We start from the raw sequence: 14,573 nt of genomic DNA, 5'->3' as shown, positions 1-14,573 counted from the left end.
ATTATTCTGGAGAGACTCTTACTAAACATTCGTCAGGATTTACACTATCTCCAACTTTAACAAATATTTCGCTTACAGTTCCATCTATTGGTGAATGGATTTCATTTTCCATCTTCATAGCCTCTACTGTAAGCAGTACATCTCCTCTTTTAACCCTGTCTCCTACGTTGACTTTTATTGATACCACCTTGCCAGGCATTGGAGAACTTACATCTCCAACACCTACAGCTTTTGGTCTTCCAAAAACTGCTTTACCACCTTCTGGCAACGGCAAAGTTTCTGCTGTGGCACCAACCTCGATGACCGTTATCGGTTGAACAATTACTTCTTCTAACCTTCCATCTATTCTTATAAAGTATGGTTTTCTATTTTCTACCGGACTACCAACCCCTGCAATTCTCACATGGTACTGTTCGCCGTGTACTGTGATGTTAAATTCTATCGGTGCTAAGTTCTTAGTCTCTTCAAATTTTATTTCTTCTATTTCTGGTGGAAGAGCTTCGCCTTTTTCAAATTTTTCTCTCCATTGGAAAAACTCTATGGCTACTTGTGGGAATAGGCAGTAAGAAAGAACATCTTCTTCATTTCTTGCACCGTTTTCGTAAGCTTTTTGTGTACACTTATCAAGCTCTGGTTCTAATAAATCTGCAGGTCTTACTTGGATTGGTGTTTCATCTCCGATTATTTTCTTCATAACATCCGGTTTTATCGGTGCCGGTGGTCTTCCGTAAAGACCTTTCACATAGTCTTTTGTCTCTTTCGTAACAACTTTATATCTTTCTCCCTGCAATACGTTTAAAAGTGCTTGTGTTCCTACTATCTGACTTGTTGGTGTTACAAGCGGTGGATATCCAAGGTCTTCTCTCACTAATGCAACCTCTTTCTTAACTTCGTCAAGTTTATCAAGCGCATTATTTTCTTTAAGTTGATTTATAAAGTTTGACATCATTCCGCCGGGGATTTGGTGTATTAATACTTGTGTATCTGGCCATTTATCAGCTGTATCGTATTTAGCATATTTTTTTCTTACTTCTTTTAAGTACTCTGCTACTTCTAAAACAATGTCTACATCTACTTTAACTTCATAACCAAACTCTTTTAATGCGTATACCATCGTCTCGCAAGGGGGGTGGGCTGTAAGCCAAGACCATGTAGAAACATCTGTATCAATAATGTCAGCTCCAGCTTCTACTGATTTTAAGAGTGTCATTTCTGCCAATGCTGCGGTTGATTGTGCATGAACATGGACAGGAAGTTTTATTTCTTCTTTTAGTCTTGAAACCAATTCAAAGGCAACCTTAGGAGATAGTATTCCAGCTTGATCTTTTATGCTAATAATATCTACACCTAAATCTTTAAGCTGTCTTGCAACGTTAATATAATAATCTACTGTATGAATTGGGCTTATTGTATAAGAAAGAACGCCTTTTACTATTTTTCTGCATTCTTTTGCAACAGATATAGCTACTTCCATATTTCTTACATCGTTTAAAGCATCAAAAATTCTAAAAACATCTATTCCATTTTCAGCAGCCTTTTTAACAAATGCTTCTACTACATCATCCGGATAGTGTCTATAACCTACTAAATTTTGACCCCTAAGTAGCATCTCAAGCTTAGTATTTTTTGCCGCTTGCTTAAACTTTTTAAGCCTATCCCAAGGGTCTTCTTTTAAATATCTTAAGCAAACGTCAAAAGTTGCACCACCCCATACTTCTAACGACCAAAAACCAGCATCATCTAATTTTTCTAATGCTGGAAGTAAGTCATCGGTTCTAACTCTTGTAGCAAGTAAGCTTTGCTGACCATCTCTAAGTGTAACATCTGTAAACTCTATTATTCTTTTTGTCATGACCTCACTCCTTGATAGGGGCTTATAAATTATTAAGTATTTATTTATCAAAAATTCATAAAATTATATCATAGGTGGGATTTAAGGGATTAAATGGATTTTGGTATCTGTGATTAAACTTACTCTCATTCACCTGCGTTTTATTTGAAAATTTATATATAATAAGCTATACTATTAAAGCTACTTCATTAAAAATTCTATAGGAGGTATGTTATGAAGGTAAAAGTTCAAGTAGACAAAGACCTTTGCACAGCTTGCGCACTCTGCTATGACGAAGTTCCAGAAGTTTATGAAGACTCTGGAGATGGAATTGCACAAGTTAAAGCTGAAGTTGGTGGTGATGGTGCTATCATCGAAGGCGAATTAGCTCAAAGAGTATTAGAAGTTACAGAAGAATGCCCATCTGGTGCATTAGTAACGGAAGTTATAGAAGAGTGATATAAATTTTTGAAAAAAGGGGGGTTAAAGCCCCCTTTATTTATTTTACTTTAATTTATCCTCAGGAATAGAAACTCTCACAACTCCTCTAAAGTCTCCCTCTTTATAACCCACAGCCATATCTGTAGGATATAAATTCTTAATCTTTTTAACAAGGTTTGGGTCCATTAATGACGGGTCGCCATGACATGTTAAGCACAAACCTTCTACTTTTAAAGGTTTGTAGTACCTGTAAACTACTTTATTGTCTTCTTTTATAGCCTGAACATAGTAAGCCGGCATTTTACCTGTTTTGATTGCTTCTTCAAAGTACTTTAATGCTTCTTCTTCATATTTGTCTGGTTTGTTAGCTGGGTTTCTGTATTTAAAAGTAGTTCTTTTTATGCTATAACCTGTTTCATTTTCTATTTGCTTTGTCAAAGTCATAGCTTTTTTAGAACAAACCTCTACAGCTTGGTCTGGTCCCCCTTGTTGCATTGCATTTAAAAGCTCACCTTTTAATGTTTTAAGCAGTTTCATAGATGTTGCTTCACCAATTTCTTTTATTTTTGGCTCTTTTTCTTGTGGTACTTGAACTGTTTGTGTTGTTGTACAACCAAGCAATAACCCAGCTGCTACTAGAAATGATAACTTTTTCATCTTCCACCTCCTTTAAAAGTTTTTAAGTTAGTTATAAAATAGTCCATATGCCTTGTAAGAAATTTAAAAAAGTATGAGATTCTTTTCCCACGGCTGTAAAATTACACTTTACTTTCGTAAGCACGATTCATGAATCGCCCCTACACTCTTACCTTGTCATCTTGAGGATGCAAGTCCAAAGGATCCCTATTTTAAAATTCTAAATAAAAATTACTAATTTCTTACCCCCCCAAATGTATTTTAAATATAAAATAATCCATCCTTTTTGGCTTCTTCAATGATAAAAAACATCTCTTGGTCGCTTACTTGATGGAAATCTTCATAAAATGCACCTACTGCAAAAAAAGGAGAATCCGATTTTTCATAGCAAAATACATCATCAAAATATTTCTTTACTCTTGGAATGCTATCTGTCGGACATACCGGAACAGCAAGGTATACATTATTAGCACCTTTATTTTTTACGTACATCGATGCAGCTATTGCTGTATATCCTGTAGCTATTCCATCATCAATTATAATAACATCTTTACCTTCTAAGCTTGGATCTTTTCCGTTTAGATATTTTATAATCCTGTTTTTTATCTCTTTTAATGCATTTTCTCTTACAATTTCAAGCTCTGAGGAGGATACTCCCATATATTTCATATAGACTTCATCTATTACTTGACTTCCGTCTGGTGCAATTGCTCCAAATGCTGCTTCAGGCTCTCTAAGAGGAGCTAATTTCTTAGTAATAACCAACGAAAATGGTATCCCAAGCTTTTTAGAAACTTCATAAGCAACCGGAACACCGCCTCTCGGAATGGCTAAAATAACAGTATTTTCCTTATCAACGCCATATTTCTTTAAAAGCTCGCTAAGTAATTTTCCCGCCTCTTCTCTATCTCTAAACATTTTAAAAGTCCTTTAAATCTTCTAATTTACTTACTTTTTCTTCAGAACCGAGCCATTTATCAACAACTGGTATATCATTACCTTGTATTTTTCCTTTAGCTTTGTCAATCTTAATTAACAGTGGAATTTTTGTCATATTTCCAAGAATTATAGCTTCTCCTGGGTTAAGAGATGGCAGGTATTCCATAAGCTCAGAAGATAATGATTCACTTGCACTTTGAACATGTTTTTGGTCTTCTGGTTCAACAAGTTTTAGTATTATCATATTGTTCATCTGAGATAAAATTTCTTTATCTAAACCTTTTGGTCTTTGTGTAACAACGCATAAGCCAAGCCCAAACTTTCTACCTTCTCTTGCTATTCTTGTCATCCAATATTTAGAGTCTGTGTCAGATTTAACACCTGCAAGAATGTGAGCTTCTTCAACAACGATTAAAATTGGGTTTGGGATTTTGCTATTACTTCCTCTTACTGCTTTTTTTCTTTCTATTAAAGAATGTTTTAAAATGTTAGATGCAAGGGCATCTGCTACTTCTTCATCAACTTCTGAAAAGTCAAAAACATTTACCATACCCGGTCTTATATTTTCTATAAGGTCTTTTGCACCAATTTTTATTATATGGCTTAGATCTACCATTGTATCTTCAATTTTATTTATAACTTCATAAAGAGATTCTTCTCTGATTTTACCTTTAAATGGAGATGATTTTTCTTCATCCGTCCAACTTTCAAGCTCACCAATCAATCTGTCAAAAAAACTTTCAGTCTCTACAAACCTTCTCCAATCATCGCCTTTTTCATCTTTTAAATCTCTTAATACTTTATCAACTGCATATTTAAAGTATCTATACTGAGTAGTTGCATTTTCTCTAATTCCTATTAGCTTTGCAAAATCTTTTTTATCAAGGGTAGTTGGGTCAACGAGAGGTTTTATAACATTTACAACATTTTTCCCATCTCTTCTAAATTCAGCTCTTGTATACTCTCCGTGAAAATCAAACACAACAACAGTTCCTTTTAAATTAACTATATTGTCAAGTAGTACCGATACTGTGTTAGACTTTCCTGCTCCTGTGATTGCAAGGATTGCAAGATGTCTCAAAACGATTTGATTAATATCAATATACACATTTACATCTTCTGCTTCACTTAAAAGCTTTCCAATTTTTATATAATTTTTTCCTTTTGAGCCAAAGAGTTTTTCTAATATTTCTTTTGGTGGCTTTAAAACTTCTGATGCTGGAAGAGGAGGCGTCCTTTGAAATTCAAGAGTTATTCCGTTATCCCTTTCTGCAATTTTTCCAAGAATTTGAATTTCTCCTTTAACCTTTGTCTCACTTGAACTTTCTTTTATCAATCTGTCAATTTTTTCATAATTTGGAATATCTTCCGGAATATATTTATTTTCTCTTTCAACTTTATTAATCATTCCAAGAAGCCTTATTTCTTCATCGCCATCAAAGTATTTTAAAATCACAAACTGACCAAGTCTGAGTGGTTTATTAGATAAGAAATTAACTCTGTTTGGTTTTGTAGAACCTACAACTATTCCAAGCTTTTCCATTTTTTATACCTTTATCCTTGTTTATTTTGAAATTATAGCATAAAGTATGTATTTATTAAATTCCTTCGATAATTCATATTAGTTTGGGAAAATATAAAAATCAATAATTAAGAGATCATTATATTTTCTGGATGACAGACAAAATCAGTAAAAGGGTAATTCTGAGTGTCAGCTAAGAATTCTAAATTAAACATTTCCAAGTCTCTTATATATTTTTTCCATACTTCTTTTGACCTATACACTCTTAAACTTCACGATACATTATAATAATCTTAATTGTTAAAAACTTTGGAGAAAGTAATGAAACTAAAAGAGCAAGAAGAATTAATCATTCAAAAAGTTATTAATGAAATTTTAGATTCTGCTAAAGTTGTTTTTCAAGATTTAGGAGAAGGTTGGAGTGAAGCAGTTTATCAGAAAGCTATGGAAGTTGAACTTAGAGAAAGAGGTATAAAATACGAAGAACAAAGGGTTTTACCGATTTATTATAAAGATAAATATGTGGTAGGTGAGGGAATACCGGACCTAATTATCCTGATTGAGTTAGAAAGTGGTAAAAGAGTGCATATTATAATTGAATTAAAAACTGATACGGATATCAAAGAAGACCATAAGATACAAACACAAAAATATATTAAAGCTCTAAAGAAAAGTTTATCATCAGAAAAAGACATTGTTTATCCAGTAGGTTTTATCATAAATTTCATTAAACCTTCAAAGGAAAAATTAGGTGAAGAAATAATGGAGCTTCAAGTTGATGATTCCATGATACAGTGGCTAAAAGTTAATGTTGAGATTTAAACATAAGCAAAATTTAAGAAGGGGAATGATGAACGAGTATAAAGGGTTAACTGAAATCGAGGCTAAAAAGAAGATCGAGACTTATGGATTAAATGAGATTAAAGAGGAGAAAAAAACTGTTTTTGCATTAATTTTTCAGAAATTTTGGGGACCAATTCCATGGATTTTAGAATTAACTATAATAATTACTCTCTTACTTAAAAAATACCCAGATTCTATAGCTATATTTATACTTCTTGTTTTTAATGCTTTTGTATCATTTTTTTATGAGTTAAGTTCTTTTAATGCATTGAATCTGTTAAAAAAGCATCTTAGCATAAAAGCCAAGGTGCTTAGAGATAGTACGTGGAAAGAAATTGATTCTAAATTTCTGACTGTTGGGGACATAGTGAGCCTTCAAAAAGGTTTTGCAGTTCCGGCTGATGTAAAAATTTTAGAGGGGGTTATTATGGTAGATCAATCAAGCATAACAGGTGAATCTTTATCTAAAAGCTTAAAATCTGGAGATGTTGCGTTTATGGGGTCTTTTGTTTTAAAAGGAGATGCTATTGGTGAAGTTATAAACATAGGAGAAAATACATTTTTCGGAAAATCTGCAAAATTATTAAAAGAAGCTAAGACAAAAAGCCAATTAGAACAGATTGTTTTTAATCTTGTTAAATATTTATTCATTTTTGGCGTTGTTTTGATGATTTTAATCTTTATTATCTCTCTATCAGAGGGGAGTAATTTGCTGGAATTCCTGCCTGTGATGGTAATTATGTTAATTCCAATAATACCTGCTGCACTGCCGGCTGCATTTACGCTTACCACCGCTTTAGGTGCAAAGGAGCTTGTTAAAGAGGGAGTTCTTGTTAATAAATTATCTGCCTTAGAATCTGCAGCTTCTATGGACGTTCTTTGTACAGATAAAACAGGAACTATCACGAAAAATAAAATTTCAATAGAAAAAATAATACCGTTTGGAAGCTACAGTGAAAAGGATGTATTGTGTTATGCTGCTATTGCATCCGACATAAAGGAAAAAGACCCGATTGAAGAGGCAATTTTTAATAAATTAAGCGAGAAATGCTATCAATATGAAAAAGTAAGCTTTGAACCTTTTGAACCCTCTAAAAAATATTCTTATGCAATCGTCAAGGAAAACACTAGAGTGATTAAGGTTTATAAAGGTTCTCCAAAAGTGGCTCCTATTTCCAACAAAGCTGAGGAAGAAGTTTATAAAAATATGGCTAAAAGCGGACTTAGAGTGTTAGCAGTTTGGATAGATATAGATGGTATCCAAAAAAATGTAGGATTTATAGGTTTTTTAGACCCACCGAGAGAAGACTCTAAAGAGTTGATTGCAGAAATTAAAAACTTAGGCATAGATATTAAAATGATAACTGGAGATACAAAAGAAACTGCTTTGTATATAGCCAAAATTGTTGGAATAAACGATAATGCCTGCGAAGCAAAAAATATTAAAGACTCTTGTGGAGTTTTTGCTGAAGTTCTACCTGAAGATAAATTTAATATTGTTAAAGTTCTTCAAAATTCAGGTCATACGGTGGGGATGACTGGGGATGGTTTAAACGATGCTCCTGCTATCAAACAGGCTGACGTTGGTATAGCCGTTGCGAATGCAACAGATGTGGCAAAGGATGCCGCTTCAATCGTACTAACTAACGAGGGTTTAGTAAATATCAAGTCTGCAATAATAATTTCAAGAAAAATTTATCAAAGACTCTTGACGTATATTTTTACTAAAACGATCAGGGTTTTTACTATAACTTTAACGATTTTTTTCTTCTATCTAACGACAAAAGAATTTATCTTGACTACAAAAATGCTGATTTCGCTAATATTTTACAATGATTTCCTTACTTTATCACTGGCAACAGACAACGTAGGATACTCTAAAAAGCCCGATAAATGGGACATTAAGAAAATTTCTATAGTATCATTAATGTTTGGTATATTTAGCTTTGTTAGTATCTTAGCCGGCGTTTATTTGATTGGCTATAAGATATTTAATTTAAATTTAGAAAGCTTGAGAACTATTACTTTTTTAGCCTTGGTTCTAAATATTCCGTTAAGTATTTTCTCTCTCAGAGTTAGAGATTCGGGAGTTAAAATAATGTTGTGTCTAAATAAAATTATAAGGAGGAGTAGTAATGGATAAGAAAGAATACTTTGAAAAAATATTAGACAGATCTACCGAAGAATTAGTAAAAGAACTTTTCCCAAACGGTATAACAACTCAAGAAGAAAAGATAGGTATAAGAAAGCTTTTAGAATCTGTTGTGGAACTGATTATGAATCAGGAAAGAAATTTCTTCCTTGAAAATGATGAAGACAACAAAGCAAACGGATATTATGAAAGAAGCCTAAATACTGGTTCTTTCAAGCTTAACATAAATGTCCCAAGAGATAGAAAGGGTAGATTTAGACCACAAATATTACCTGACCCTTACAAAAGAGTTAATGAAGATTACATAAACCTTCTTATGAGTTTAGTATCCAATGGATACTCAGAAAGCAAGATAGATTCTACATTAAAAAGCTTGGGCTTAAACTACTCAAAACAACATATGGATAAAATCAAAAAAGAGCTTATAGAAAGACTTAATGATTTTAAAACAAGAGAGCTTCCATCGGATGCATTTGTACTGTATATAGACGCATATCACTGTGATATAAAAGAGAAAAACAAAATCAGAAAGGCTTCTGTCTATGTAGTTCTTGGAATAGATTTACAAGGAAATAAAGATATATTTGGATTTTATACATTTTTCAGTAGTGAAAATAAAGCAGACTGGATAAAAGTATTCAATGATTTAATAGATAGAGGACTAAAAAGGGTAATGCTTATAGTAAGTGATGATTTTCCTGGGATAACAAAAGCCATAGAAACACTATTTCCTTATACAGACCATCAGCTATGTTTAGTCCATTTACAAAGAAACGTTAGAAATCAGATGGATAAAGAAGATTCACAAGTATTTAACAAAGAACTGAAAAACATAAAAGAAAACAGCTTAGATTATGAAGATGGATTAGAAAAATTAGATGATTTATGCGGTAGATTTAAGTCTAAATATCCAAGCTTTATAAAACATATTCAATCTAACAAAGAGAGATACTTATGTTTTTTAAAATATCCAGAAAATCTAAGAAAGCACATATACACAACAAATCCAGTTGAAAGTGTTAATAGCATGATAGAAAAGGTAAGAATAAATTTAGGTGGATATTTTCAATCTGTGGACATTCTTGAGATAAATCTGCTTATACAAAGAGACAATTTAAAGAATGGAAAATGGAAAAAGCCTATACCTGCTTTTAAAGGAGTCTCTTATGAAATTTTACAATTGTTTAATAAAAAGTTTTCAATCCAGACACAAAATTATTGACAAGTCTCTAGAGATTCTATCAAAGAAGCAAAGCCACCATCTTTTTTATTAACCTTTTTTATGTTAATTGCAATCTTCGGTTCTAATTTTATGGCTTACTACGGGATATTCATGAAATCCATTCAGCTTGATGTAATTCTGTCCGTTGATTTATATATGCTGCTTGTCTTTCTAATGTTTGATAGGTTTAAAAAATTTGTTTTAAAAATGGTAAAAAGCCAATAGATTGGATGATAAAGTTGAGATATTCAAAGAAAGCTCTAATAATTATAAATTTAATAACTCTACTTTTTACTATTTTTATAGAAGTATATGAAACACTTTTGCCTTTTATTCTTGTAAATGTTTTTAATGCTTCAATGTTTATTGTTGGTATCGTAGAAGGTTCGAGCGAGGCTTTATCTAACTTGCTAAAAATTTTTGGCGGATATGTATCTGACATTAAAAGCAGGAAGAATTTGATTATTTCGGGTTTGGGCTTTTTATCTTTATCTAATATTACTATCTTTATAGCTTCGAAGTGGCAAGAAGTTTTGTTTTCTTCTTTTTTAAAAAGTTTAAGCGAGGGACTCTTAATTCCTGCAAAAGATTTTATTCTTTCGAATACTTATAAAAGAAGTTTAGGAAAGATTTTTGCTTTAAATAAAATTTTTGAGAATTTCGGAGAGTTTTTAGGTATTTTAGTTGCATTAATAATATCTTCTTATTTTGTTAAGTTTTTAAGTATAAAAAGCATTTTCTTAAATTTTGGGTTTATTTGTGTTTTCTTTATTTTAATTTTATTAACGGTAAACTTTGATAGAAAAATTAAAAAAGAAAGAAAAGAGATTTCATGGAGGATAGTCTATCCTGAACTTTTGCTGTATTTTTTTGTTTTATCTTTTGTGAATCTTGGCTATTCTTTTTATATTCTTAAAGTTTATGAATATTTAAAAAGTCAATCTGAGTCAATAGGTATTTATCTTGTCTTTAGTATCTTTCTTGTTATTTTTACTTACTTAGCCGGTAGGCTTCATGATAGAGTAAGTTTAAGAATTTTCTTGATGATTATAAGCATTTTGTTTTTTGTATCAAATTTATTAATAATTCTAAATCCTATTATTGGATTTTTAATTTTGGCTGTTGCAGAGGCATTTTTGGAAATAGGCATTTGGGCGACTATAGGAAAAAAGATAAAATACAGAAAAGGATTTGTTTTTGGTTTATATCATTTTGTTGTTGGTATTGGAAGCTTTATATCAGCATTGATTGCTGGATATATATGGGATAATTTTTCAAGCAATTATCCGTTTTTAATAAGTGCTTTTATTTCTTTGTTTTCTTTAGGTTTTATTGTTAGGATTAAAGTTTAATAAAAATCTTGGATGAAAAATTGGTAAGTTTTAATGAAATTATAATAGAGGTCCTTTGTTTTCAGAATGATATAAAATATAATCAATCACTATTGCAATAGAGGATTTAATGAAAGTTTTAATAGTAGAAGATGATAAAAACTTATCAAAACTTATTGCAAAACGTTTAAAAGAAGAAGGATATGATGTAGTACAAGCCTACGATGCAGAAGAGGGATTAAATTACGCCAATTATGAAAACTTTGATATAATAATTCTTGATTTGATGCTTCCTAAAATGTCTGGATTTTATATTATAGAATCTCTTAGAAACAAAAAAATAAAAACACCTATACTTGTACTAAGTGCAAAAGATAGTGTAGAAGACAAAGTTAAAGGATTATCCTTAGGAGCTGATGATTACTTAACAAAACCTTTTAGCTTTCCAGAGTTGTTGGCAAGAATCCAGGCTCTTGTTAGAAGAAGTAAAGATATAGATGAAATATCAAAATTGAAATATCATGACTTGGTTATGGATTTACTTAAAAAAGAAGTTTATAGAGGAAATAAAAAAATAGACCTTACAGCAAAAGAGTATGAACTTTTAAAATATCTTATGGAAAATGCTGAAAAAATAGTAACAAGAAACATGATACTTGCCAACGTTTTTGATATAGATTTTGATATAGAGAGTAATGTGGTAGATGTTCAGATACACAGATTAAGAGACAAAATAGATAAAGGATTCGATAAAAGGTTAATTCATACGGTCCGCGGTTTTGGTTATGTTCTTAAAGCTAACTAAAACTATAAATAAAATTGGAATTAAAATAACGCTTCTGTATTCAACTTTACTTTTATTATCATTAATAGCTTCATTTTTTACAGTTTACTCATTTTTTGAAATCTATCTTGATGATAAAATAAAACAAGAGATTACAGAAAAGGCAAAATCTTATAAAATTCTATTCAAGCAGGAAGGGATAAATGGGTTAAAAAAACAAATCCTAAAGGAAGCTGAAATTATAAATAATAAAGATGAATTTTTTAAAATCTACGACAATAAAGGTAATATTATATTAAACACAAATACACTTATTCATACACAAAATATAGTGATAAACTTAGAAAACTATAAAAAATTAACTCCAGATAAATATGAAATTGTATCTTTAGATGACTTTTATATCATCATCTATAAGCTCTCTCCAAAACACACATTAGTGATTGGAAAATCTAAATATGATAAAAACAGACTTTTAAACAGACTCTTAAGTATCTTCTATAATTCCGGAATTATTGTGTTTCTATTATCATTAATTGGTGGATTTTTAATAGCAAACTCAATAACAAGAAAGATTAAAAAAATTTCAAACACTGCAAAAGAGCTATCTACTAGTATGAAATTAGAGAAAAGAGTTCCTGTTTCTCAAGCTGGAGATGAGTTAGATGATTTAGCAATAGTTATTAATAATCTTTTAGATAGAATAGAAATTCTTGTAAAAACCTTAAAAGAAACTACAGAAAGCATAGCCCACGACCTTAAAACTCCAATTGCAAGAATAAGAGCAGCATCTGAAAACATGCTAATGAAAAATAAATCCAGCAAAGAATGTTCAGATTTATTAGTCTATATCATTGAAGAAACAGAGTCTTTAAATCAAATGATAGCAGACCTTCTTACCATCTCAAAGCTTGAATCTGGAACATTCCAGCTTTCAATGGAAAAGGTAAATTTATCTAAAATTGTCAAAAATTTGTATTCATTGTTTAAAGACTATGCACTAACAAAAGGAATAAAAATAGAAATAGAAGTAGATGAAGATATCTACATTTTAGGCGATGAAAAGTATCTTAGCAGAGCTATAGCAAATTTATTGGATAATGCCATTAAGTTTAATAAACAAGATGGGAAGATTATCATAAAGCTCAAAGAAATTGAAGACAAAGTAATATTAATTATTTCTGATACAGGGATAGGTATTCCAGAAGATAAATTAGATAAGATTTTTGATAAGTTTTATAGAGCCGATGAAAGCAGGGGAATATATATGGGAAGTGGCCTTGGTTTAAGCCTTGTTAAGGCAGTTTTAGATAGACACTCGGCAGAAATTAAAGTATTTAGCAAAGAAAATGAAGGAACAACTTTTGAAATTATTTTCAATAAAATTACAAATTTGTAATCTTTATTTAATATTTGTGTAATTTTATTAGAATAAAATATTTAACGATAAATTAAAAAGGAGGTTATTAGGAATGAAAAAATTAGTACTTGGATCAGTAGCAGCTGTATTATCAGCATCTTTACTTTTCAGCTGCCAAAAGAAAGAAGAGCAACAACCAGCTGAACAACAACCAGCTCCAGCTCCAGCTGCACAACCAGCAGCTCCAGCACCAGCTGAACAACAACCAGCTCAACAAGCTGCACCTGCACAAGGTGGAGAGCAACAAGCTGCACCAGCAGGAGAGCAAAAGCCAGCTGAACAACCAGCTGCACCAGCAGGAAAATAATTTTATTAAAACTTTTATAGGAGGTGTAACATGAAAAAATTAGTATTATCAGCACTCTCAGTAGCAGTGTTCGGAATGGGATTCGCAGCAATGGCTGAAGAAAAAGCAGCAGCTCCAGCAGAAGGAGCAAAACAAGAAGCAGCAGCTCCAGCTAAAGAAGAGAAAAAAGCTCCAGCTAAAAAAGCTGCTAAGAAAAAAGCTGCTAAGAAAGTAGAAAAGAAAGAAGAAAAGAAAGAAGAGAAAAAAGAAGAAAAGAAAGAAGAAAACAAACAATAATCTCTTCAAGGGGGCAAAAGCCCCCTTTTTATTTTAAATCCTTTATCTAAAATGAGCATATCTTAAAATTTCAAGTAGTGTCAATTCAATGTTTAAATTAGTAAAATCTTTGCAAATTTAAATAAAACGTTCAAGTTTTACCTTTAAAAATTCATTATGGACAAGTAATTCTTGAACTATAAACCTTTGCTTTATAAAATAAACTTATTTCTGATGCTTATATTCAGCCTGTGCTTTATCGTGGGGACTTTAGCTCAAAAGATCTCCATTCTAAATTTTATAAAAATTCCCAATTTCTCATTTCCAAAGTTTAATAATTTGTTTACTCTATCGTTATGAATAACTTTTTTAATATTTTACTTTCCATATCTTATTACTGAATCTACAGCAACATAAACTATATGATAAAATATCATTAAACATAGATTTACAAGGAGCTTTAAATTTGATTAAATTTTTAACTTTTATATTAACAGGACTTTTTTTAGCTTCCTGTCAAAAATTACCCCCAGAAGCATACTTTATAGATCAAAATAAAATTGAAGGAAAAGTTATAGTTGATGATAGTTTAAAAGATAAATGTAAAGGGACATTGTTTTTGATAGTTAGAAAAGGTGTTTCTCCTCAGCCTTTGGCTGTAAAGAAGATTAAATTTAATGATAAAGAATATAAATTTAAGCTTACACCTGCTGATGTTATAATAGAAGATTTGTATAAAGAATTTACTGGAGAGCTTATTGTATATGCTAAGGTTTCAAAGTCTGGAAATCCTATGGAAAGTTCTAACAGCTGCGAAAGTGAACCAATAGTAGTAAAATCTGGAAGTAAAGACGTAGTCATTAAAATAAATAGATACTTGGAATAAAAAA

General features: G+C 31.2%; 14 protein-coding genes. 10 read left to right on the top strand and 4 right to left on the bottom strand.

Annotated elements, in window-relative coordinates; translation table 11 throughout:
- Window position 1 precedes the first annotated feature (1 nt).
- On the bottom strand, window positions 2-1,852 hold the full coding sequence (gene oadA, locus SYO3AOP1_RS00715; protein ID WP_012458875.1) for a sodium-extruding oxaloacetate decarboxylase subunit alpha: 1,851 nt from the start codon (window positions 1,850-1,852) through the stop codon (window positions 2-4).
- Window positions 1,853-2,065: 213 nt separating this feature from the next.
- Between oadA and SYO3AOP1_RS00710 the strand changes: the two genes are divergently transcribed.
- Window positions 2,066-2,290 carry a ferredoxin gene (locus SYO3AOP1_RS00710; protein WP_012458874.1) on the top strand — a complete coding sequence of 75 codons (225 nt, stop codon included), beginning with the start codon at window positions 2,066-2,068 and terminating at the stop codon, window positions 2,288-2,290.
- 45 nt (window positions 2,291-2,335) lie between these two features.
- Here the strand turns inward: SYO3AOP1_RS00710 and SYO3AOP1_RS00705 are convergent, their stop codons facing one another.
- The 3 genes from SYO3AOP1_RS00705 to SYO3AOP1_RS00695 form a co-directional block, all read right to left on the bottom strand.
- Window positions 2,336-2,929, bottom strand: a complete 594-nt coding sequence (locus SYO3AOP1_RS00705) for a DUF3365 domain-containing protein (RefSeq protein WP_012458873.1) — start codon at window positions 2,927-2,929, stop codon at window positions 2,336-2,338.
- Between the two features lie 240 nt (window positions 2,930-3,169).
- Window positions 3,170-3,826, bottom strand: a complete 657-nt coding sequence (locus SYO3AOP1_RS00700; RefSeq protein WP_012458872.1) for a phosphoribosyltransferase family protein — start codon at window positions 3,824-3,826, stop codon at window positions 3,170-3,172.
- 1 nt (window position 3,827) lies between these two features.
- Window positions 3,828-5,390, bottom strand: a complete 1,563-nt coding sequence (locus SYO3AOP1_RS00695; protein WP_012458871.1) for an ATP-binding protein — start codon at window positions 5,388-5,390, stop codon at window positions 3,828-3,830.
- Window positions 5,391-5,690: 300 nt separating this feature from the next.
- Here SYO3AOP1_RS00695 and SYO3AOP1_RS00690 point away from each other — a divergent pair, with 300 nt between their 5' ends.
- The 9 genes from SYO3AOP1_RS00690 to SYO3AOP1_RS00650 all read left to right on the top strand — a co-directional run bounded on the left by SYO3AOP1_RS00690 (window position 5,691) and on the right by SYO3AOP1_RS00650 (window position 14,569).
- Window positions 5,691-6,191 (top strand): GxxExxY protein, encoded by a 501-nt coding sequence (locus SYO3AOP1_RS00690; RefSeq protein WP_012458870.1) that lies wholly within the window; start codon window positions 5,691-5,693, stop codon window positions 6,189-6,191.
- 28 nt (window positions 6,192-6,219) lie between these two features.
- Window positions 6,220-8,355: a plasma-membrane proton-efflux P-type ATPase gene (locus tag SYO3AOP1_RS00685; RefSeq protein WP_012458869.1), complete on the top strand. Its 2,136-nt coding sequence runs from the start codon at window positions 6,220-6,222 to the stop codon at window positions 8,353-8,355.
- Window positions 8,348-9,586, top strand: a complete 1,239-nt coding sequence (locus SYO3AOP1_RS00680) for an IS256 family transposase (protein ID WP_012458801.1) — start codon at window positions 8,348-8,350, stop codon at window positions 9,584-9,586. Before SYO3AOP1_RS00685 ends, SYO3AOP1_RS00680 begins: the two co-directional genes overlap by 8 nt.
- A 230-nt stretch (window positions 9,587-9,816) precedes the next feature.
- The gene (locus SYO3AOP1_RS00675; RefSeq protein WP_083766923.1) at window positions 9,817-10,938 is read left to right on the top strand and encodes an MFS transporter; all 1,122 of its coding nucleotides are present in this window, start codon (window positions 9,817-9,819) and stop codon (window positions 10,936-10,938) included.
- A gap of 109 nt (window positions 10,939-11,047) precedes the next feature.
- Window positions 11,048-11,722 (top strand): response regulator transcription factor, encoded by a 675-nt coding sequence (locus SYO3AOP1_RS00670; protein ID WP_012458867.1) that lies wholly within the window; start codon window positions 11,048-11,050, stop codon window positions 11,720-11,722.
- Window positions 11,703-13,100: a HAMP domain-containing sensor histidine kinase gene (locus SYO3AOP1_RS00665; protein WP_012458866.1), complete on the top strand. Its 1,398-nt coding sequence runs from the start codon at window positions 11,703-11,705 to the stop codon at window positions 13,098-13,100. Before SYO3AOP1_RS00670 ends, SYO3AOP1_RS00665 begins: the two co-directional genes overlap by 20 nt.
- A gap of 73 nt (window positions 13,101-13,173) precedes the next feature.
- The gene (locus tag SYO3AOP1_RS00660; protein WP_012458865.1) at window positions 13,174-13,428 is read left to right on the top strand and encodes a hypothetical protein; all 255 of its coding nucleotides are present in this window, start codon (window positions 13,174-13,176) and stop codon (window positions 13,426-13,428) included.
- Window positions 13,429-13,458: 30 nt separating this feature from the next.
- Window positions 13,459-13,704: a hypothetical protein gene (locus SYO3AOP1_RS00655; RefSeq protein WP_012458864.1), complete on the top strand. Its 246-nt coding sequence runs from the start codon at window positions 13,459-13,461 to the stop codon at window positions 13,702-13,704.
- A gap of 445 nt (window positions 13,705-14,149) precedes the next feature.
- Window positions 14,150-14,569 (top strand): hypothetical protein, encoded by a 420-nt coding sequence (locus SYO3AOP1_RS00650; RefSeq protein ID WP_012458863.1) that lies wholly within the window; start codon window positions 14,150-14,152, stop codon window positions 14,567-14,569.
- Window positions 14,570-14,573: the final 4 nt, after the last annotated feature.

The sequence above is a fragment of the Sulfurihydrogenibium sp. YO3AOP1 genome (assembly GCF_000020325.1).
In the GTDB taxonomy this organism is placed as follows: Bacteria; Aquificota; Aquificia; order Aquificales; family Hydrogenothermaceae; genus Sulfurihydrogenibium.
This window is presented reverse-complemented; position numbering and strand designations above follow the sequence as displayed.

Coding starts and splice junctions, on each gene's coding strand:
- oadA (WP_012458875.1), bottom strand. CDS start 1,852: ATGACAAAAAGAATAATAGAGTTTACAGATGTTACACTTAGAGATGGT.
- SYO3AOP1_RS00675 (WP_083766923.1), top strand. CDS start 9,817: ATGATAAAGTTGAGATATTCAAAGAAAGCTCTAATAATTATAAATTTA.
- SYO3AOP1_RS00680 (WP_012458801.1), top strand. CDS start 8,348: ATGGATAAGAAAGAATACTTTGAAAAAATATTAGACAGATCTACCGAA.
- SYO3AOP1_RS00670 (WP_012458867.1), top strand. CDS start 11,048: ATGAAAGTTTTAATAGTAGAAGATGATAAAAACTTATCAAAACTTATT.
- SYO3AOP1_RS00695 (WP_012458871.1), bottom strand. CDS start 5,390: ATGGAAAAGCTTGGAATAGTTGTAGGTTCTACAAAACCAAACAGAGTT.
- SYO3AOP1_RS00660 (WP_012458865.1), top strand. CDS start 13,174: ATGAAAAAATTAGTACTTGGATCAGTAGCAGCTGTATTATCAGCATCT.
- SYO3AOP1_RS00685 (WP_012458869.1), top strand. CDS start 6,220: ATGAACGAGTATAAAGGGTTAACTGAAATCGAGGCTAAAAAGAAGATC.
- SYO3AOP1_RS00655 (WP_012458864.1), top strand. CDS start 13,459: ATGAAAAAATTAGTATTATCAGCACTCTCAGTAGCAGTGTTCGGAATG.
- SYO3AOP1_RS00665 (WP_012458866.1), top strand. CDS start 11,703: ATGTTCTTAAAGCTAACTAAAACTATAAATAAAATTGGAATTAAAATA.
- SYO3AOP1_RS00690 (WP_012458870.1), top strand. CDS start 5,691: ATGAAACTAAAAGAGCAAGAAGAATTAATCATTCAAAAAGTTATTAAT.
- SYO3AOP1_RS00710 (WP_012458874.1), top strand. CDS start 2,066: ATGAAGGTAAAAGTTCAAGTAGACAAAGACCTTTGCACAGCTTGCGCA.
- SYO3AOP1_RS00700 (WP_012458872.1), bottom strand. CDS start 3,826: ATGTTTAGAGATAGAGAAGAGGCGGGAAAATTACTTAGCGAGCTTTTA.
- SYO3AOP1_RS00705 (WP_012458873.1), bottom strand. CDS start 2,929: ATGAAAAAGTTATCATTTCTAGTAGCAGCTGGGTTATTGCTTGGTTGT.